Source organism: Microtetraspora glauca, from assembly GCF_040656155.1.
Classification (GTDB): Bacteria; Actinomycetota; Actinomycetes; order Streptosporangiales; family Streptosporangiaceae; genus Microtetraspora; species Microtetraspora glauca.
On the sequence record NZ_JBFALK010000031.1, the window covers coordinates 31,675 to 50,176 of the forward strand.

Here is an 18,502-nt window from a genome sequence, read left to right on the forward strand (position 1 = left end):
ATTTCCGCAGGTAACACGCGCCGTTCCGTAGGTCGCTGGATGACGTGTTCTGGGGATTCGAATCGGACGGTGAGTCGATCCATCGTGCTGGTCCCTCCCGGAATCCCCGGGACGTCACGGAGGTGACCAGCATGAACGATCAGGAACTTCAGGAGTTCGACGAGCCTCGCCCAGGCGTGATCTGGACGACGGTCCGGCTGCGGCGCGGAGCGGGCGAGATGCTGCGGTGGCGGGTCTTCCCTGGTAGGGGCGATCAGGTCGCGCCCGCTCGCAAGATAATCCGTTCTCTGCTGGAGGACACCCAGCGCGCCGACGACGCGGAGTGGGTGGCGGCCGAACTGATCAGCAACGCCCTCCTGCACACCCGCTCGGGAGCGCAGGGCGGCTACTTCGTGGTCGAGGTCGCGCGCAACATCTGCGTCGCGAAGGTCCTGGTGTACGACCTCGGCGGCGGAGGCGTGCCCGTCTTCGGCCAGGGATTCAAGCCGAGCGAGCACGGACACGGCCTTCGCGGCGTCGCGGCGCTCGCCAACCGTGTCGGGCTGGAGGGCGATCCCGTAACAGGCCACGTCGTCTGGGCCCAACTTGTCCTGACCGTACCGGCCGTAGGCACCGCATCGTGATCAGACGCGATGGCAGGGGTCGAAGCCGCCCTCCATGATGGCCCAGCGGCGCCGCACTCCTGGCGGACATGACCGTCGGACGTCCGACGGTCATCCGCCGACGGGCGGCCGGAACTCGTGGACGACCTCGATCAGGCCGACGATGTGGCCGTTGAACTCCCCCAGCTCCTCGGCGGGGACCCACAGCTCGAGGATGTCGCGTCCGCCGGCCTGCCGTACCGGATAGCGGGCAAGGAAGTCGCTATCGACCTGGAAGCGCGTGACGTAGCCGACTCCGGAATGCGGGACATTCCAGTCACGCGCAATCTTGATGGCGTACTCCTCGTTGAGAACCGGATAGAAGATGGGCTGCTCGGGCAGGCGTGGAGGCCACTCCCGCCAGCCCGACCGCCGGACCAGCTCCAACTCCTGCGGGCCGGTCGGCCGCCAAAGCGTAGTGAGCTTCGTCGACTCCGTCGCCATGGCCCTGTCCCCCCGTCGTACGTCGAGGTGCCATCTTCCTTAAATGCGCACGACGGAGCGACCCGATTTCCGTGGAAATCATGCGATCCTCGATGATGTGACCGCCGTCATGGACCGTCAGGAACTCATGCGGCTGCTCATCAGGGAGGGCGCCGCCGATCGGGCATGCTGGGCCGCTCTCCGCTCCATGGCGAGCTACACGATCTGGGAAAATCCCGTACACCTGCGGCCATTGCTTACCACCTTCCGAAGGCGGGCCAGGCTTCTCCAGCGGCTGGGCACACCGACCTTGGATTCCGACGAAACCATCGCCCGGCTCGAAGCCTGCCGACTCGAGGTCGTCTGTCTCGGGCTGGTCCAGGCGGCAGGTCCGCCGTGCCACTTCCAGCTCTTCCTGAGTCCGGCCCTCGATCAGCTGATCGCCTGCCTCGGGGTCAAGCGGCCGACACCATCCTGACGGCGAACGTAGGTCAACTCGCGTCGTAGCTTGCCTGGACGAAGGGAAGCGCCTTGTCCAGGTCCGCCCGATTACGGATCCTCAGTTCCAGGTCACCCGTGCCGAAGTGGCCGATCTTCCGTACGTCACGGCTGAAGCCGTCCTCCAGCTCCACCTCGTCCGGATCCACCTTGAGATAGACCAGCAGCGTGTGATTCTTGGGATGGACCTCGACGCAGGCGAAGTTCTTGATCCGCCGGAACGCGAAGTAGAGCTTCAGCACCTTCTTGGTGACGTCGTCACCGATGCCCTCAACGTACGCTTCCAGCTCGCCGTACAGGTCCGCCAGGGATGGCGGGGCCTGAGCGAGCAACTCGGTGACGGTCTTCGCCTGAGCCGGCGCTTTGGCACCGCCGTTCTGAGCCTGCTTGTCAGAGCCTGTCTCGCCGCCCCCCTCGCGAGAGGCGACCAGCTCAAGCGCCAGCAGTTCGCCCTCGAAGTCCCGGTAGCGGACCAGTTCGATGGAGCGGTTGATCTGTTCGATGGCATGCGTGTCGTAGCGGTTGAAGTCGCCGGCTACGCACACCAGACGCGGATTACGCCAGTCGATCTCCTGTGCGGTCTCCGCGCCGAGGGTTCGTATGGCCAGGAGCTCGAACGCCTCCCGGTGGTCGAGCAGCCAGTCCAGGTAGAACAGGCCCTGGCTGATGACGTTCTCGTTGGCGGCCCTCTTGTACTCGAAGATGACGGGCGAGCCGTTCTCGTCGATCCCGAGTGAGTCGATCCGTCCGCGGTGCTTGTTCCCGGTCGAGTACTCCGATGCGAGGAACCGCACGCCGAACAGCGTTTCCATGTTGTTCTCGATCAGCCGCTGAACGGATACCTCAACGGCGAAGGTGCTTCCGCGCAGCTCAGCGGCTTTCCCGTTGTCGATTCGGAACAACTTGAGATCGCTCACGGGCCAAGAGTACATGCAGGTAAACCCAGTCGATCTTCAAATGGCTCTGGCTGCCCGAGACACTCTTCTGTTCCGTTTCCCGGGGGTACGGCGACCGGCGTGATCGGCCCGTTGACGCGACTTGATTCCCGTCAATGAGTCGAATCATCGTGGCATGCCGACGCGGGTCGGGTGACCTCCGGAAGGCGATGCCGATGAACGACCACGACAGCGAGATCCTTCCCGAGCCCCGGACGTCGTCCGGCCTCGTCACGCGAGCCGGCTCGCTGCCGATCCGGTCGGATGAGCCGGTCATCTCCGCCTCGATCGTCCGGCGACGTGGGCGGCCGACGTACGCGCTGGCGGCCGAACAGGACCTGCCTGGGGATGGATACCCAACAGGGTGATCGGTGTGATGTGGGCCGTTCTACCGCGACGACTCGTCAGACCGTCCCTATGAGTCCCCGTGCCCGACGTCATCCATCCCGCAGGCGGTACAGCTCTCAACGTCTGACGGGGGTACCGATCGGGGTTCCAGTGTGGTGACCGATCGGGGTACCGGCTATGGCTGGTACGTCCTGGATTGCGAGTCTTCGCAGCTACCGGGGATTTGGGGTGGCCCACTGGTGATGCCGACCGCCCATAGGCGTCGTATTCATATGTGCGCGCCGTACGAATGACGGTTCGTGTTGCCCCGGCGGTGGCACTCGCCGTACGACTCTCGCTCCGCCGTATACGGGTCAGGCCCGCCGCGTTGAACGCGGCGGGCCTGACGGTTGGGACGGACGGCGGGACGCCGGAGGAGGGGTGGGGCCCGCGCGGGGCGAGCCCCGGCTGGGCTACCGTGCGGCGCGGGCCACCGCCGCGAACCGCGCGGCGACCGTGCGGGCGGGGGTGCCCGGGCTCAGGAACGCGGTGTACGTGCGTCCGTGACCGCTGACGGCCAGCTCGATGGGGTCACCCGGGCAGCCCGTCACGGTGATCCTGGCGCGCGTGTCGGTGTGGGGCGTCCGATAGAGCTGGGTCACCCGGCGCGGACCGCCCGGACGCCGGCCAACCAGGCCGCCGCCTATCCGGTTGATCCCGTGATCCCTCAGGGCGCGGCTGATCGGCGCGATCAGCGGCATGAGCCGCTTTTCGTCCTCCCAACCGGCGAGGTAGTCGTTGGCGATGTCCGTGTAGTCGTCGGCGAGGTCCTCGTCGTCGGTTCCCCGACCGTCTTCGGCATTGAACTCGCTGATGTGCGCGATGGAGTCGTAGTCGCCGATCTGCATCAGTGACCCGTCGTCCGACTCGGTGATCGGCCGGATGATCACGTTGGTGCCGTCCCACATCAGCGCCCACCCCGGCCCGTGGCCGCGCAGGGTTGCCACGTCGTCGGCGGTCACGTCGATGAATACGCGGTCGGACATTTCGTTTCCCTTCGATGATTCCCCGGCTATCCGGGGCCCCGTTTCCGTCCCGACTCCATGGAACCTCGAATTCGTGGAATGTCAACCGAATCAGCGGCTCGTTTCCATGACTCTTTTGGTGGCGAATAAACACCAGTGGACGACGCGGGCGCGATAGCGAATCACACACGCACAGTCAAGTCGAATCATGGCATTTCCCCAGCTCAACGACAACAGGCGGCCCTCCAGACAGGGGCCCAACGGCCGGCCGGTTTGGTAATGAATGTTTTTACCCAACATCACTTGCGAGCTCCCCGCGAGCAGAGTGATGGTCGTGCTCCGCCAGCCACCACCACCCTGAAACGGGAAATGGAAAGGAGCACCGGAAATGCCCTCGAAGGCCGCTCGCAAGGAATCCACTGCGATTCCGTCCGACACACCCCTTGGCATTATCGAAAACGCGCCCACGGTCATCGCTGACGCGCCCGACGGCCTCGCGCCGGAACAGGACACCACCCAAGCGGTCAACGGCCCGACGGACGCCGTGTGGGCCGTGCTGATGGCCAACCCGGGCATGTCCGCCGTGAAGATCGGGGCCGCCGCCGGGATGAGCCGCGCCGCCGCCTCCAAGATCCTCACGTCCCTCGAAGCCGACGGACGGGCGAGCCGGACGCCGGGTGGCTACGAGGGCGGCAGGCGTACCCCCGACGCCTGGTACGCGGTGGTTCCCACCGATGAGATCAGCGACGAGCCGTCCAACGAGGTCACTGCCACCCCGCCCTCGGAGGCACCCGGCCCGGAAACCGGCAGCGTCACCACCGACGATCAGCGGGCGGACATTCCCCTGACCGTCATCGATCAGCCCACGGAGGACGCCACCGACGCCGACGTCGGGCACGAGTCGGCGGACGCCGCACCCGACGAGGTGGAAACCGACGAGCCCTCCCCTGACGAGCCTGACGCCGTCTCGCAACCCACAACATCGGACGAGGCTGCCCTCTCGGATGGGCCGGATACCGGCACACCGGGCGCGCCGAACATGGCGCCGCGCCCCGGTGATCGGGATGACTCCAGCACCAAGAAGGACGACTCGGCCGACAGGCAGGCACCCGAGGGCACGCCGGAATCGGTCGTCAGCGAGGCATGGGCGGAGGCCCGCCGCGCTCTGATCGAACTCGCCAACCTCGCCCTCGGCACGGTCGAGGCGGCGGAGAACGGCGACCTCGCGACCGCGCTCGGCCGCCTGGAGCTGATGTACGGCAACGCGGGACACGTCCGGCGTGACGCCAAGGCCGCGCTCACCGGTACGGGGCGCCGGACCAAGACCAGCGGGGCCGAGGTGATGCGCCCGGGGCAGCTTCGCGACCGCGTCCTCGCCCATCTGACCGCGCACCCCAACCAGGAGTTCACCCCGTACGAGATCGGACGGGTGCTGGGCAACTCCTCCGGCGCGGTCGCCAACGCGCTCGACCGCCTCGTGTCCCTCGGGCAGGCCGAGCTGACCTCCGAGCAGCCCCGGAAGTTCACCGCCGCCGACCAGACCACCACCGCCACCCGCTGACCCGCATCACGGGGCGGGTCAGTCCGGCCTGTCCCCTTCCAACGGACCAAGGAGAAACCAATGACGGAGTCCCTGACGTGCCACTTCGACCGCTATGCCGCCGAGCGTCGCGATGACGCCGGCGAGGCATGGGCCAACGCCGCCGCCCGTGTCACCGCCCAGATCGACGAGGGTGAGGACCTCACCGCATCCGATCTGGCCGAGATCGCGCTCCACCAGCACCTGCACGGCTGGTGGCGCTGGGCCACCACCCTGATCGACGACGAGGGCGCCAACGGGGCCGACGCCATCCTCCAGGTCCGCCAGCAGGCCGAACACCACCTGATCGACATGCCACCCATACGGCACGGTGGGCTGTTCGAGCAGGCCATGGCCGAGGCCCGGCGCGAGGCCGCGCAGCGGTTCTTGAAGACGACCGAGAAGCTCGCCGCCGCCGCTGCGGAGGCCCGGGCATGAACGAGGCCTTCCACTTCCTCGCCTGGTCCTGGGACGTCACGACGGCCAAGGAGTACGCGGCGGGCCGGAAGCCCACCGGACGGCTCGCCCCTGACACGTGGCGCGGCTACCTGAGCGCCATTCGGATCGACGACTCCCGCATCGGGGCTGTCGACCTGTCGGTCCCGCTGATCGCCGTGCCGTTCCCCAATGCCGGGCCGTTCCCCAACGCCGGGCCGTTCATCATCGACGGCTGGCTTCGCATCGCCGCCGAGGAGGAGTACGCCTGCCGCATCCACGGCGGTGACAAGGTCGCCGCCGTCCGGATCCGCTGACCCACTGCCCGGCGGCCCCTTCGTAACCAGGCCGCCGGGTACGCGAGCGACACGAGACCAACAAAGCCCAACTGATCAGCCAGCTCGCACCTACGTAAGCAATACCCGTTCTGCCATCCGGCAGGACGAGCCTCGTCGTAGCTCAACTCATGGCAACGACCGGTGGCTGGATCTGCGGATTTGAGACAACTTCGTCCAGCGCCTTCCGAGTGGAATACAAGGCGTCCTTATAACCCGAGAGGATTGTGATCTTTGTCACACAGGGTGCTGGTGTTCACATGTACAGCGATCGTCGACCGAGCCTTCGGCTACTGACTGCTGACACGCGTACGGCCGGTTCCTCCAGGTGAGGGCGCCGCATATTGACATCGCAGCCTTACCAGATTTCAACATCTCTGTTCTTTATGCGGGCCTTGTAACCGATCGAGCGGCAGATGTCCATGCTTGTAGATCCCTGAAGATCACCTGTAAAAGATCACCTGAAGCTGAGTAATTCCTGTGAACTCCGAACGAGGAGAACGTGAACAAGTCAGGATCACCTCCCCCCTCCCCACTGGGTGGCGTCAGTCTCCGCAAGTTATCCGGCCTGCTGGCAGCAGTAGTCACGGCATCGCTACTGACGGCAGGCGCCGTACCGGCAGCAGCGGACGACACCCAGCCCACTCCAAGCCCTGAACCGACGACGGCCCCGAGCACGACGACGTTCCCTAAGCCGGAAGATCCGGACGCGGACCTGCGGACCGCGATCGCCGAGGCCAAGCAGCAGAACAAGCCCGTCGAGGTGCTCAGCAAGGGCACCGAGTCCAGTCGATCCTGGGCCTATCCGGACGGCCACATCACCACCGACACCTATGCCGGTCCCGCCCGCATCAAGCAGGCGGACGGCTCCTTCCAGTGGATCGACACCACGCTGATCGAACGGGATGGAACGTTCCAGCCCAAAATGGCCAAGGCGGACATCCGATTCAGCCAGGGCGGGGACACCAAGCTCGCCTCGCTGGAACGCGACGACAAGGGCCAGCTGTTCGCGCTGGAATGGCCCACACCGCTGCCCAAGCCCCGGATCGAAGGCAACAAAGCCATCTACGCGGGCGCGGCCGGCCCGACGGCCGACCTCGTCGTAACCGCCCTCGCCACTGGCTTCCGTCATGACGTGGTGCTGCGCGAACGCCCCACTGGACCAGTCGAATTCCGGCTGCCCGTACGGACCGAGGGTCTGAAACTGGCCGAGACGAAGGTCGGCGGGCTGAAGCTCACAGACGCCAAGGGCAAGACCGTCGCTGCGGCGGCCGAGCCGTTCATGGCCGAGGCGCCCAACAACGATGCCAAGACGCTGCCGCACCAGCGGGGCAAGATCGACGCCTCTGTGGTCAGTGAGAAGAACGGCGGCCAGGTTCTGGTGATCAAGCCGGACCCGGCGTTCCTCGCGGACGAGAAGACCACCTACCCGGTCACCGTCGACCCCACCGTTTCCTTGACCGCGACAACGGACGCCTGGGTGCAGGCCCGGACCGGCGCCGCTGACGCGACCGGGTCGGAGCTGAATATCGGCACCGGCACGTACTACCAGTCCGAGCGCAGATGCTCGGGCAGCGTGTGCACCTACACCAACAAGATCTATCCCAACTTCCTGCGCGGCTACATCGGCTTCGGCGGTACCAGCGGCTTCGCCGGCAAGTACGTCGACTCGGCCACGATTCAGCTGCTCGGCTCGTACGCCGGACCGTGCACCTCCCGTACGCTCACGGCCTCGCCGATCACCTCTTCGTGGTCGACAAGCTCGCTGTCGTGGAGCAGCCTGCCTCCCACCACGAGCACCGGCGCGGTGGCGATCACGCCCAGTTGCAGTTCCAGCACGGTCACCAGCTTCAGCGTGACGCAGATGGCGAGGAACTGGGCCACGGGTTCCGCCAGCTTCGGGGTGGAGCTCAAGTCGACGGAGGATCCGCGTACCAGCTGGCCGGACGACCCCAACCCGGTCACGGCGCAGTACTGGACCTTCAACTCTGTCGAATCTGGGCAGTCGCCTCCCAAGCTGACGGTCAACTACCTGCTCCCGCCCGAGATCCCCACCGTCACGGGCGAATCCATCGACTCGATCGTCGGCAATGACGCGATCTCACGGTCCAGTGACGTGAAGGTGAACTACAAGTCCACCTCGATCGACGGTAAAAGGATCGACTATCTGGTGTCGATCTCGGACCCGACCACGCCGATTCCAGTCCCCACCACCGAGCCCAGCCCGTCTCCATCCCCGACTCCCACCGCCTCACCGAGCCCGTCGCCCACGGCCATCCCAGGTCTGGTCGCCGCGTACGGCATGAACGAGGGCACCGGCACGACGGTGGCCGACCTTTCCGGCACGGGCAACACCGGCACGGCGAGCGGCACGAGCTGGGCAACCGGCAAGTACGGTCAAGCTCTGTCCTTCAACGGCACGTCCAGCCAGGTCACAGTCCCGGACTCGGCCTCCCTGCGGATGACCAACCGTTTGACGCTGGAGGCATGGGTACAGCCCGCCGCCTTGGGGGCTGAGCGTCCCGCTCTGGTGAAAGAAGCGGCCTCGGAATCCGTATATGGGCTGTTCCCTGCGCTAGAGATTTGCACTGCTGACCCCTTCGTGTGCTGGTTCTCGCCCACGTACAGCTACCTTCCCAGCTCAGAGGTGAAGCAGAGCGGTTCCGGCTTCTACGCCACCGGAACCAGTTCCCTGGCGACCGGGTCGTGGAGCCACATCGCCAGCGTCTATGACGGTGCGACGATCAAGACCTATGTGAACGGTTCACAAGTCGCAAGCACCAACGTCTCAGGCGCCATCGACACGAGCACGTCGCCGCTCCGCATCGGCGCCGACACCATCGCAGGCACCTATTTCAAGGGCCTGATCGACGAGGTCCGGGTCTACAACGTCGCCCTGACCCAGGCGCAGATCCAGAGCGACATGAACACTGCGGTTGGAGGCGCTCCCGCCCCTGATGACCCGCCGTCCGCCCCCGGCACACTGAGCGCTGTGGCTGGTCCCGACACGGTTAACCTGTCCTGGGGAGCGGCGACCGACGACCGAGGCGCGGTCACCTACCAGGTGTACCGATCGAAGACCGCCGGGTTCACGCCGTCCGCGGAGACACGTGTCGCCACCGTCAGCGACCTGGCCTACAGCGACAGCGGCATGGTCCAGGGCCAGTACTACTACCGCGTAGTGGCCGTCGACAGTGCCGGCCAGGCCGGTGGCGCCTCGAACGAGGTCTCCGCGCTCACTTCCGCGCAGTTGTTCCCGCCGGTGTCCGGCGCAGACTCCGGCCAGGTAGTCAGCAACGAATTCAAGTTGGGCAGCCCGGACAGCTTCAAGTTCAAGGTCAAGGCCTGCCTGACCGGCATCACACCGCGGATGTGCAACGAGACCCCGTACTATCGAGTCACTACGGATGCCCCCTGGGCACCTACTTCTCCGGAGACCGGAATGGAAGATCCCTTCCAGCCGATCCTTTCGGGAATGGTGGCGCGGCCGTCGAACGGTCCTGTGGCAACGAAGTTCTACCTGTTCGACGGGGGTGGATTCCCTGTTGGTTCCAGCCCTCTTGCTCAGATCAGCGTCAACGGTGGCGAGCGTGCCTCCTACCAACTGCCAAAGGGCACCGTCACGGCCGGTGGCACGTACACCTGGCAGATGCAGGCGTGTGCCGAGGAAGTATGTACATCTAAGACCAACGCAGTGAGCTTCACAGTTCCCGGTACCCCTCCCGATAAGACCGAAGACGTCCACTCACTGAACCTCTTGAAGGACCAGTTCGTAATAAAAGTTGGAAAGACAGACCCCACTGCCTGTAGTGGCGCCCCCTGCCCACTGTCCGACTCGTCGACCATTCAAGTCGGTGGAGAAGGCTCCGAGAAGCTTGCCACTGCCCTCGGCTTCAGGCTGGCGGATCTACCTGATGGAGCGGCCATCAGCGAGGCCATCCTTAGCCTGGGTACAGCGGTCTGTCCAACAGCTGCGTGCCCAGCCAGCCGCGCACTCAGCGTCGTCCCACTCAAGAGCTCCGTCACGTCCGAAACGAAAGGCGCTGACCTGGTCAACGACATCGACACCAGCGCTACCTACGCATTGCCGATAACAGCACCCCAGGCCGACATTTCGGACAGCAACGCCGAATACGGCTGGGTCATGATTACTTCGGACGGTCCGGAGTCGATCAGCTTCGGGGCCCCCGAAGCATCTGAACAACCAAAATTGACGCTGACCTACTTCCCCCCGGGGCCCCCAAGTAAAGTCCTCAATCTGACAGCCGAAACTGCCGACAGCGGCGCTATCGCAGCATGGGGTATACCCGAAAAAAGCGGCGGGATGGCGATGCTCGACGGGTACGATATCCAGGTGCTCGGGCCTGATGGTTCGGTAGTCGGGACATACGATGTTTCAGACCCCATGGCGACGATCGATAGCCTCACAAACGGAGTAACGTACACCGTCAAAGTAAGGGCCCACACCATCCACGGGACGAGTGAGTGGGAATCGACGACCGTCACCCCCAAGCCGCTCGTGGGGCCTTGCGGCCTCTCGACATATGTACAGAAACTCAACGAGTACTACGCAAAGCAGGTGGCCGTTCTTGAAGGCGCGGCAGCTGATGTCTGGGCCGCCGGCACGGATCCTGCAGGAGCGACGACGGCTCGGCTCGCTCTCGACAACCCTGCGCTGATCAGCGAGAAGCAGTCCATGGACGCGCGGGGAATCACGCGGTCCAGCAGCGCCATCGCGATCACGCATGCGGTCGCTCGCGACGTGGACAATGGACGTGTGCGGGTAAATGCGACAGTCGAGCAGACATGGAACCTGACCAACGGGGCTACCGGGGAAACAGACCATGAAAGCAGTACCGATGAAGTCACCTACACGTTCGTCCGCTGTGGCGAGCTCGCGATTGATTCCGAACCGACCGATGTGGAGGAAGACTCCACGGACTTCACATACGACGACGCCTTCTATATCTATGATGACGCCGATCAAAGTGCTGCCACCAATTCAAAGACCAACACGAGTGTCAGTTCACTTAACATCTCGGCGACGGCGGCACGCCGAGTGCCATGCACTCGGGCACAGAACGGAAATGGCTACTATGCCACAGAGGACACCTACCGCTACAAAACCAAGGGAAATATAATACAGTTCACCGAAAAGAAGAATAACAAAAAGAAAGTCTGGAAGGGGTGGTGGATCAGCGCGCACGGCTGTTCCCGATGGTATGTGCCATGGGCCTCGAGCACTCCGACCACTGACACCTGGCTGATATCCGAGAACATCAACTACATCCGAGTCGGAGGGCCGTCCAACTGGCCGCAGAAGGAGGCACTGTTCATTAAGAACAACCTGGTCATGGAAAGCACGGCATCTGCCTGCTTCCTCGGCAAGAGGTTCAACGCAGCTTACGGCATCTCCATCGAAGGCAAGCGCGACTATTCCGTGGGCATCGAGGTCAGCGGCGCCAAGGAAACCGTCTGCAAGGACTACACGGAGACTGGGCCGGACAAGCCGTCCACCGGGGGCAATTTCATGCTCTACCCGATCTGGAACAGGCACAATCCGAAAGCCGAATGCTTCCAGAACGCTACAACAGTGTGCCAAATCGAAGGCTACATGCACACATTCGCCCCCAAGGTGAAGCTCTTTTATCACACCAGCAACAGCAAGTCTGCAGTGGCGCATCGAATACTTTTCCAACCCGGTGAGCAATATGGTCCGTGGATGAAATACGACGGCACCCGTTATAGCGCATTCTAGCGGGATCTAGTTTCCTAAGAGCGTCGTCTGGTGTTTACCGAACAAGGTGGACACCAGACGTTCGCATATCTGGCGACAGGGAGGCTTCAAAATGAACCTGACGGGACGAGGCGCGGCGTCGGCAATTCTCACCGGGGCGCTCGTGGCACTCGCAAGTGGATGCACTGTCAATACCAATGACACTTCCACAAAAAAGTCAGACCAAAGCCCTCAACATTTGGTGGAGTTGTACGGGATTGCGTTGTCCATAATTCATCCGGATTATTATGTCGGCTTGGATGGTGCTCCTGTTCGCGACATCCAGACCAATAAGACAGAAATTCCAATAGCCATAGAGGCGATTCCGCAGACAGGATTCGATTCTGGCGGGGTGGACACTCGAGAGGTCGCGATCGTCCGCACAAACACGGAAGGGGATCTCGTGTTTCCCCGACTCAAAGGCAATGACGCAACGAGCACTCTCAAGCGATATCTCGCAGGCCAGGGTAGAACCGAGAAATCGAAGCGGCAGGTGGCGCAAGTACTGGAGGGGCTAGATGACGAACACTTCGCGGTCACCGTCATCATCGAACTGAGACATCCGATGTCGGATGAGGAGTTGGAGAAAGCGAGTCTCGACGGCGCTCAGAAGGTTCTCTTCCCGATGACGCAGAGCGGCCTTCCCATTGCCTGGACAGACTCGAACTGCACCTATTCCTCTCTTGACTGTGACGGCCCATCCCCCGTCAAGCATTTTCGTACGTGGCTGGCTCAACTGACCAAATCTGACCGCGACCTGCTAATCAAAAAAAGAGTTTATCCCGATCAACTGCTGAGACTGACCGAGGGCGGCAGAGTGGCCGGGCTGATGTACGATCTGACGCTGCCAACCGGCATGCTATCTGTCGTAAACAACCCCAATGTTCGGGCCGCTTACCTTGCTGGCGTTCAGCTGCGAAAGCCCATCCCCTAAGTATCAATCAAGGCAAGCCCTTCGCCGATACCCTCAATCTGGCTCTTCGATCTTGACGGGGAAATACCTGGGCGTGGCCTGATCGACAGAAGCCCGTGACCCCACGACACTGGCTGTTGATCACGACAGTTTCAGTAGATGGGGCCACTGGTTGTGGACGACAGTACTTCGATCCTGTTCGGCATGCCGGAAATCGCGGTGGTGAAGGTGGAACGCGTCACCGTCCGTGAATCAATAGTCGTGGTGGCGCCAGAATGGGTTCCCGGCGCCACCACGACCCGCGTCTACACCTTACCGAAGAGGCCTCCCGCACTCCTCTTGATCTTCGCTCTGGCCCTGCATAGGTCCTTTTGGCATGCCAAAGGCTCTGTGGCGTGGACGCCGGGCATGGTCTCGGTCCCCTCGGTGGGCCGGTTAGTCGGGGCCTTTCATGTCGCCGGGATGGGCGGACGGGTGATCACGGTGGTGCCGGTTTCGATGACGTCGCTACGCTTTCAACGTTTCAGCAGTGGTTCACTCGCATCCACCTTCTCGACTCGCACCTGACACCTCAAAGACGCCTTTTCCGCGATGCTCACCATCACGGCCATTGAGCCATTTCCGGTAACGGCGCTCGCTGATCGCCTGGCCCGGTCGCTCAGCTCCTGCACGGGCCGGGCCGGGACCGTCGACACGAAGTGGAAGTGCCGCCCGGCCTCCGCGTGCCGCGCAGCTGCAGTCCAGACTCCTTTGGCCCGCAGCGATGCCACCGTCCAAGCGTTGGCATTCCCCTGCTGACGCTTCACCTGGTGAACCTCGATTACCCCTGCCCGCCGGAGAGTGAATTCGGCGCCCTCGGCTCGCTCGCTGACGTCCTCGACTGTGATCGATTCGGCACCGCCTTGCAGTACGTACAAGCGCGTTGCACGATCCAAGCGTTCTCGTAGCGATTGCCGACCTTATCGGCTTCGCCTGCCGGCCGAGGGCTCATCATCACTCCGGTGGTCAGATCCAGGCCTCTATTCTCGCGTACCGCGTCAGCTCCGAGTGTCGCTCAACGCCAGCCGTTACTTCACACCGAAACCCACCGCGAGAAGGCTTCGTCTTGTACCAGCCGACGAATTTCGGTGAGGTGCGCTGCTACGGTCTCGTACTCGGTTCACGAGCTTTCTGCACGATCATGGGACAGCGGTCTGAAGGTGTCCTCTCCCGCCGCAAACTCTCTAGTGAGCTGTTTCAGGTTCCAATCGAGAATCTCTCATGTGAGAGAGGAAAAACCTCGCTCGAACGCAGCAGTGGCGGAACGAGCAACGACGCCGGTCCCCGGCAATAAAGTGCTGCTGGCCGGCCCACCTCAGGGAAGCGCCGCTCGCCGGTTGGGATGAGGAAGCCCTCCGTTCCGGTCACCTTCCTGCGGAAATTGCTGGCATCGAGCTTGAATCCCCATACCGCTTCGTAGATGCGGCGTAGCTCGCCAACCGTGAAGGGCTCGGGGCAAAAGGCTGCGGCCACAGTCGTGTGCTCGAGTTGGGACCTCGCCCGCTCCAGGCCGTCCTTCAATATCGTGGCGTGGTCGAAGGCCAGAGGCATGTCGCCGTCGATGGCGGAGGAGACCGGTGTCCAGTGCGCTGCTGCGGCATCTGTCCCTGCGACCGGCGGTGGCAGGTTAGGCCCGAGGGCCAGGTAGGCCACCGTGATGATCCTGCCCCGCGGGTCTCGCTCCGGGTCGCTGTAGGCGTGCAGCTGCTCCAGGTGCAGCGTACGGCCGTCGAGTGCGGTTTCCTCTCGCAGCTCCCGCAACGCGGCCTCGTCCAAGGTCTCGCCGTCGCGTACGAAGCCGCCCGGCAGCGCAGCACAGCCGAGATAGGGCTCATTGCCGCGATCAATCAGCAGGACCTGCAACTGGTCCTGCCGAACAGTGAAGATCACTAGATCCACTGTCACAGTGACCGATGCCGCTGGACGTCGCCCGGGTCTTTCTATCACCGGCTCACTCTAGCTAAAGGTCACCTTGACCTAAAGTGCCAGCTCGACTTATGGTCAAGTAGACCTAAATAGGAGCCGAGGGAGAGCGGCATGGTCGAATCCAGGGCGACACAAGATGAGCATCAGTACGGCGGGGCCTTGAGGGAAGACGCGGCCACTCGGCATCTCTGCGCCGGCGTGTACCTCGATCCCGCCTTTCGCGACACCGTTCTTCGTCGGGTGCACAACGACACGACCCGCATGGTCGCTCCGTCATACGGATTCGACCTCGTCCCTGTCGTGGCACACGCCTGGCGAGCATGGGTTTTGGAGACGATGCAGCATCTTTGCGTGCTGGTGATGTTCGCCGTCGGTTTCACCGCCAACCTCCCTGCCGCTGTCACTGTCGCCAGCGGACTCGGGTTCTGGCACCTGTCCCGCCTGGCGGTCAGGAGTGCCCGGGTAGTCCTCACGCTCCGGGCCAAGGCGGCGACGGACAGGTGGCTGAGGCGGACAAGGTGGAGGAGCGAATCGGATGAGCTGCGGCAGCAGACACGCCTTCTGCGGCTCAGTGGCATAGGGTGCGCGGTCCTGGCTGTGACGCCCGTCGCGGTGGCCGGGCTCTCTCGGGTTTCACTGGATGAGATGACAAGAGCGGCGGCGGTTCTCGTGCTACTGCTCGTTGTCGTGGTCGGCGGAAGGGGAACTGTTCAGCAGCAGTCCCTCAATCACATGCACGGGACAAAGTCCCTGCGACCGCGGAAGCTCACGCTGCGGCAGCAAGCGATCGCCGACCAACAGTCACATCCCTACGTGGTCTACCGCAGGCCTTCACCGCCAGAGCCTGAAGCGCAATCGGAAGACTCTGCTGTCGAACTGATCGACGAGGACCGGAGCCCGTTCGTGGGCAGCGGCGAGCTCGTACACCGGTGGCTTCCTCCGCTCACCGTCCAGTTCCTTCGGTCGCTCGAAGGCAGGGAGGATCCCATCGGGCACGCGCCTATGGAGAAGCTGGAGCATTCGACACCGCCTTTCAAAGCCCATGAGCTCGTCGCCCACTTGAAGAAGGCGATGGGCCCCATAGGAGACGTCGACGACCCGACCTCACTACGTGGGTTCACGATGTGTGACCGGCTGTACATCGCCGAGCTCGACGTGGAGCCTCGCCCGGAATGGCTCAGGAAACGGCCGAGCCAGAGTGAGATAGACCGGACCATCGATGATCCCTACGACGCCGCTCACCACTTTCTGGAGATCGGCGCCAGTGCCACAGGAGAACTGGTCACCACGGTCTTCCTCCGGGTCACCGTCAAGGGCCGAGCGCTCAGTCTCGATTTCGCCGCCTGCGCGCTGACCCGAACGCCCGTCGACTACCAGTTGCTCAACGCCTACGCGGAGAGCGGTGCGAGCGCGGTAATACGGTCCACGCTGCGCATGCTGTCCAACCTTCCCGCCGAAGTCGCGGGGATACGGAGCCTGGCCGAGGCTCCCCTGCTGCTGATCGGTGCCATGCGAGCCCGCAAGAACCGCATGCTCAAGCCCAGGCGTGGGATGGCCATCGGTGCCCAGGTGAGCATCCGGGAGGAGAAGTCGACACCGTGGAAGCACGCGCAGCTGGACGAGGTCACGATCCACGACCACATGAAACTCATCGAACAGCGCCTGCTTAAGGCCGCCGAGGACTTCCTCGAGTCGCGTGGGGTCGATACCTCCGCGTTCAAGAAGAGAGCAGCCAGCATTATCAACACGGGCGTGCTCAACATGGGCGGAAAGACCGAGATCAAGCAGTCGGCGATCGGCGCCAATGCCCAGGTCCGCGCGGACGCCCGCGAACCTGACAAGAACAACGAGCATGCATCGACAAGTGAAGGAGGCCAGTGATGAGCGTCAACAGCGGCATCGTCAACCACGGAGGTTCCATGGAGATCAGCCAGTCCGCGGTCGGGCATGGGGCGACGGTCTCCGTACAGGCCGACCTGGACAAGGAGTCATCGGACACCCGACGTGCCGACGTAGGGGTGATCACCATCCTTACCGAGGAGGCTGCCGCTGTCCATGCGGTACTCGGCTTACAGCGGACTCAGACCAGCGGGCTTCCCTTCTTCGAAGGAACCGTGAATGTCCGGGGTACGACCACTCGGGTCGCAGCCATCCGTGCCCTGTCCCAGGGGCAGCGGTCGACCGTCATGGCCTTCGATCATCTTCGACGGCACTACAACCCAGCCGTCGTCGTACTGACCGGAATCGGTGGAGGAATTCACCCAGACCCCGCGATCGGCGACGTCGTCGTCACAACCCGGGTTGTGTATTACGACCTGCGCAAGGAGACTCCGGACGGGCGGCGGCGCAGAGGAGAGGAACGAGAAGCTCCTGCTCCGGTCGGCCATGCCGTCAACTCCTTCTTCATCGACTTCGGCGAGCCGGCCCGGTTCCAGGACTCTCAAGACAACGGACCCATCCGCGACTACCAAGTGCACACCGGACCGATCGGCTCGGGCGACGCAGTGATTGCGGATGCGGAATCGGAGATCATCCGATACCTGAAGGCATTCAACGACAAGATCCTCGCCGTGGACATGGAAGCCGGTGGCCTCACCCAGGCATTCCACGAGCAGGACGGGCCTCAGGCCGTACGCGGCTGGGCCGTTGTGCGCGGGATCTCCGATGGCGCTAATCCGGATAAGGATGACAACTACCACGACATCGCCGCACGGCACGCGGCGATCGTCCTGCGCAGCCTGCTTCCCTATCTTCCCGTGGACAAGTCGTGACGTTCTGATCACTTGCGACGGTCATCGATGAAGGAGACGAACATGGATGCGTTCGTGCTGGGCGTGGTGAGCTCCCTCCTCGCTACCGCACTCACCTTCGCGGGAGGCTGGATTCTTTCCATGCGTTCCCGTCAGTGGCCGGTCGCGCTCCTCTCCCGGCTGACGGGTCTGGGAGTACGCCGCGTCTTCTCACATCAACACCTGGCCTCCCAAGAACTGGCGGATGAGTTAGCCCGAGCTCGCTGGGTTCGCGTCCTCGCCGGACGCGGGAACGAACTGACGCGCGACGGATTCGCCGCCGTTTGGGAGGCCGTGGGCAGGCGCCTGGAATCCGTACAGATCCTCCTGCCCGACGCCGATCTCGGCCCCGACTCCTGGCTCGCCAGACGAGAGGCGGAGATGCGTCGGATAGACCCGGGGTTCTCCGCTGGCATACTCGCCGAACAGGTACGCATCAACGCCGCCTATGTGGGTGAGGTCGCCCAGCATCGTGAGCACGTCTCGCTGCGGTTCTACGACCTGCCCAATGCACATCGGGTGATCGTCACCGACAACGTTGCCTACCTGACCTTCTACCGGCAAAACGAACACGGCCGTAAATCTCCCTGCATCGTGGCACAACGACCAGGGCTGATGTACGACTACGCGTTGCTCCTCTTCAGCACTGCCTGGGACAACAGCCGCCGTGCTGAGTGACTGAGCCTGGATGCACCGCGTGATTTCTCGTAATCGATTCCTAGTCCAAATCCTCCGCGAGGGCCGTTTCGCCAGGTGAAGCGCTGTTTCCGGGTATGGGAGAGCCGCTGCGCGCGGGTCGCAGCTTGTCCACATGGCTCGGGGGTGGGGGTTGGTGCGCCGATGGCGCGGGTGACTGTTGGG

At 63.5% G+C, this 18,502-nt stretch carries 16 protein-coding genes; 12 read left to right on the forward strand and 4 right to left on the reverse strand.

What is annotated here, in order from left to right; genetic code table 11:
- The first annotated feature begins 131 nt into the window (after positions 1 to 131).
- Positions 132 to 623: an ATP-binding protein gene (locus tag AB0I59_RS38285; protein ID WP_358141136.1), complete on the forward strand. Its 492-nt coding sequence runs from the start codon at positions 132 to 134 to the stop codon at positions 621 to 623.
- A 90-nt stretch (positions 624 to 713) separates the two neighbouring features.
- Here the strand turns inward: AB0I59_RS38285 and AB0I59_RS38290 are convergent, their stop codons facing one another.
- Positions 714 to 1,085: an ADP-ribosylation/crystallin J1 gene (locus tag AB0I59_RS38290; RefSeq protein ID WP_358141139.1), complete on the reverse strand. Its 372-nt coding sequence runs from the start codon at positions 1,083 to 1,085 to the stop codon at positions 714 to 716.
- A 43-nt stretch (positions 1,086 to 1,128) separates the two neighbouring features.
- Between AB0I59_RS38290 and AB0I59_RS38295 the strand changes: the two genes are divergently transcribed.
- Positions 1,129 to 1,542, forward strand: coding sequence for a hypothetical protein (locus tag AB0I59_RS38295; RefSeq protein ID WP_358141142.1), 414 nt, complete (start codon positions 1,129 to 1,131; stop codon positions 1,540 to 1,542).
- A gap of 13 nt (positions 1,543 to 1,555) precedes the next feature.
- Here AB0I59_RS38295 and AB0I59_RS38300 read toward each other — a convergent pair whose 3' ends face one another.
- On the reverse strand, positions 1,556 to 2,479 hold the full coding sequence (locus AB0I59_RS38300; RefSeq protein WP_358141145.1) for a DUF5655 domain-containing protein: 924 nt from the start codon (positions 2,477 to 2,479) through the stop codon (positions 1,556 to 1,558).
- Positions 2,480 to 2,673: 194 nt separating this feature from the next.
- On the opposite strand from AB0I59_RS38300, the gene AB0I59_RS38305 reads away from it, so the two are divergent.
- Complete coding sequence (locus tag AB0I59_RS38305; protein WP_358141148.1) at positions 2,674 to 2,865, forward strand: hypothetical protein; 192 nt, start codon at positions 2,674 to 2,676, stop codon at positions 2,863 to 2,865.
- A gap of 432 nt (positions 2,866 to 3,297) precedes the next feature.
- Here the strand turns inward: AB0I59_RS38305 and AB0I59_RS38310 are convergent, their stop codons facing one another.
- The gene (locus tag AB0I59_RS38310) at positions 3,298 to 3,870 is read right to left on the reverse strand and encodes a hypothetical protein (RefSeq protein ID WP_358141150.1); all 573 of its coding nucleotides are present in this window, start codon (positions 3,868 to 3,870) and stop codon (positions 3,298 to 3,300) included.
- Positions 3,871 to 4,237: 367 nt separating this feature from the next.
- Between AB0I59_RS38310 and AB0I59_RS38315 the strand changes: the two genes are divergently transcribed.
- The 6 genes from AB0I59_RS38315 to AB0I59_RS38340 all read left to right on the forward strand — a co-directional run bounded on the left by AB0I59_RS38315 (position 4,238) and on the right by AB0I59_RS38340 (position 13,454).
- Positions 4,238 to 5,410, forward strand: coding sequence for a hypothetical protein (locus AB0I59_RS38315; protein WP_358141153.1), 1,173 nt, complete (start codon positions 4,238 to 4,240; stop codon positions 5,408 to 5,410).
- A gap of 60 nt (positions 5,411 to 5,470) precedes the next feature.
- Positions 5,471 to 5,866: a hypothetical protein gene (locus AB0I59_RS38320; RefSeq protein WP_358141156.1), complete on the forward strand. Its 396-nt coding sequence runs from the start codon at positions 5,471 to 5,473 to the stop codon at positions 5,864 to 5,866.
- Positions 5,863 to 6,180 carry a hypothetical protein gene (locus AB0I59_RS38325; RefSeq protein WP_358141158.1) on the forward strand — a complete coding sequence of 106 codons (318 nt, stop codon included), beginning with the start codon at positions 5,863 to 5,865 and terminating at the stop codon, positions 6,178 to 6,180. Before AB0I59_RS38320 ends, AB0I59_RS38325 begins: the two co-directional genes overlap by 4 nt.
- Before the next feature lie 520 nt (positions 6,181 to 6,700).
- A complete protein-coding gene (locus AB0I59_RS38330) occupies positions 6,701 to 11,956 on the forward strand; it encodes a LamG-like jellyroll fold domain-containing protein (protein ID WP_358141161.1) in 5,256 nt (1,751 codons plus the stop codon).
- 91 nt (positions 11,957 to 12,047) lie between these two features.
- Positions 12,048 to 12,908 carry a hypothetical protein gene (locus AB0I59_RS38335; protein ID WP_358141163.1) on the forward strand — a complete coding sequence of 287 codons (861 nt, stop codon included), beginning with the start codon at positions 12,048 to 12,050 and terminating at the stop codon, positions 12,906 to 12,908.
- Between the two features lie 138 nt (positions 12,909 to 13,046).
- Positions 13,047 to 13,454 (forward strand): hypothetical protein, encoded by a 408-nt coding sequence (locus tag AB0I59_RS38340; RefSeq protein ID WP_358141166.1) that lies wholly within the window; start codon positions 13,047 to 13,049, stop codon positions 13,452 to 13,454.
- Positions 13,455 to 14,123: 669 nt separating this feature from the next.
- On the opposite strand, the gene AB0I59_RS38345 is transcribed toward AB0I59_RS38340, so the two are convergent.
- Positions 14,124 to 14,816 (reverse strand): NUDIX hydrolase, encoded by a 693-nt coding sequence (locus AB0I59_RS38345; RefSeq protein ID WP_358141169.1) that lies wholly within the window; start codon positions 14,814 to 14,816, stop codon positions 14,124 to 14,126.
- Positions 14,817 to 14,963: 147 nt separating this feature from the next.
- Here AB0I59_RS38345 and AB0I59_RS38350 point away from each other — a divergent pair, with 147 nt between their 5' ends.
- From AB0I59_RS38350 to AB0I59_RS38360, 3 genes are read left to right on the forward strand one after another with little or no spacing between them, the layout of a single operon-like run.
- Positions 14,964 to 16,733: an AbeC-like domain-containing protein gene (locus tag AB0I59_RS38350; protein WP_358141172.1), complete on the forward strand. Its 1,770-nt coding sequence runs from the start codon at positions 14,964 to 14,966 to the stop codon at positions 16,731 to 16,733.
- Positions 16,733 to 17,623, forward strand: a complete 891-nt coding sequence (locus AB0I59_RS38355) for a 5'-methylthioadenosine/S-adenosylhomocysteine nucleosidase family protein (protein WP_358141175.1) — start codon at positions 16,733 to 16,735, stop codon at positions 17,621 to 17,623. Before AB0I59_RS38350 ends, AB0I59_RS38355 begins: the two co-directional genes overlap by 1 nt.
- 42 nt (positions 17,624 to 17,665) lie before the next feature.
- Positions 17,666 to 18,319 (forward strand): hypothetical protein, encoded by a 654-nt coding sequence (locus AB0I59_RS38360; protein ID WP_358141178.1) that lies wholly within the window; start codon positions 17,666 to 17,668, stop codon positions 18,317 to 18,319.
- Positions 18,320 to 18,502: the final 183 nt, after the last annotated feature.

Coding starts and splice junctions, on each gene's coding strand:
- AB0I59_RS38285 (WP_358141136.1), top strand. CDS start 132: ATGAACGATCAGGAACTTCAGGAGTTCGACGAGCCTCGCCCAGGCGTG.
- AB0I59_RS38290 (WP_358141139.1), bottom strand. CDS start 1,085: ATGGCGACGGAGTCGACGAAGCTCACTACGCTTTGGCGGCCGACCGGC.
- AB0I59_RS38295 (WP_358141142.1), top strand. CDS start 1,129: ATGCGCACGACGGAGCGACCCGATTTCCGTGGAAATCATGCGATCCTC.
- AB0I59_RS38305 (WP_358141148.1), top strand. CDS start 2,674: ATGAACGACCACGACAGCGAGATCCTTCCCGAGCCCCGGACGTCGTCC.
- AB0I59_RS38310 (WP_358141150.1), bottom strand. CDS start 3,870: ATGTCCGACCGCGTATTCATCGACGTGACCGCCGACGACGTGGCAACC.
- AB0I59_RS38315 (WP_358141153.1), top strand. CDS start 4,238: ATGCCCTCGAAGGCCGCTCGCAAGGAATCCACTGCGATTCCGTCCGAC.
- AB0I59_RS38320 (WP_358141156.1), top strand. CDS start 5,471: ATGACGGAGTCCCTGACGTGCCACTTCGACCGCTATGCCGCCGAGCGT.
- AB0I59_RS38325 (WP_358141158.1), top strand. CDS start 5,863: ATGAACGAGGCCTTCCACTTCCTCGCCTGGTCCTGGGACGTCACGACG.
- AB0I59_RS38335 (WP_358141163.1), top strand. CDS start 12,048: ATGAACCTGACGGGACGAGGCGCGGCGTCGGCAATTCTCACCGGGGCG.
- AB0I59_RS38340 (WP_358141166.1), top strand. CDS start 13,047: ATGGGGCCACTGGTTGTGGACGACAGTACTTCGATCCTGTTCGGCATG.
- AB0I59_RS38350 (WP_358141172.1), top strand. CDS start 14,964: ATGGTCGAATCCAGGGCGACACAAGATGAGCATCAGTACGGCGGGGCC.
- AB0I59_RS38355 (WP_358141175.1), top strand. CDS start 16,733: ATGAGCGTCAACAGCGGCATCGTCAACCACGGAGGTTCCATGGAGATC.
- AB0I59_RS38360 (WP_358141178.1), top strand. CDS start 17,666: ATGGATGCGTTCGTGCTGGGCGTGGTGAGCTCCCTCCTCGCTACCGCA.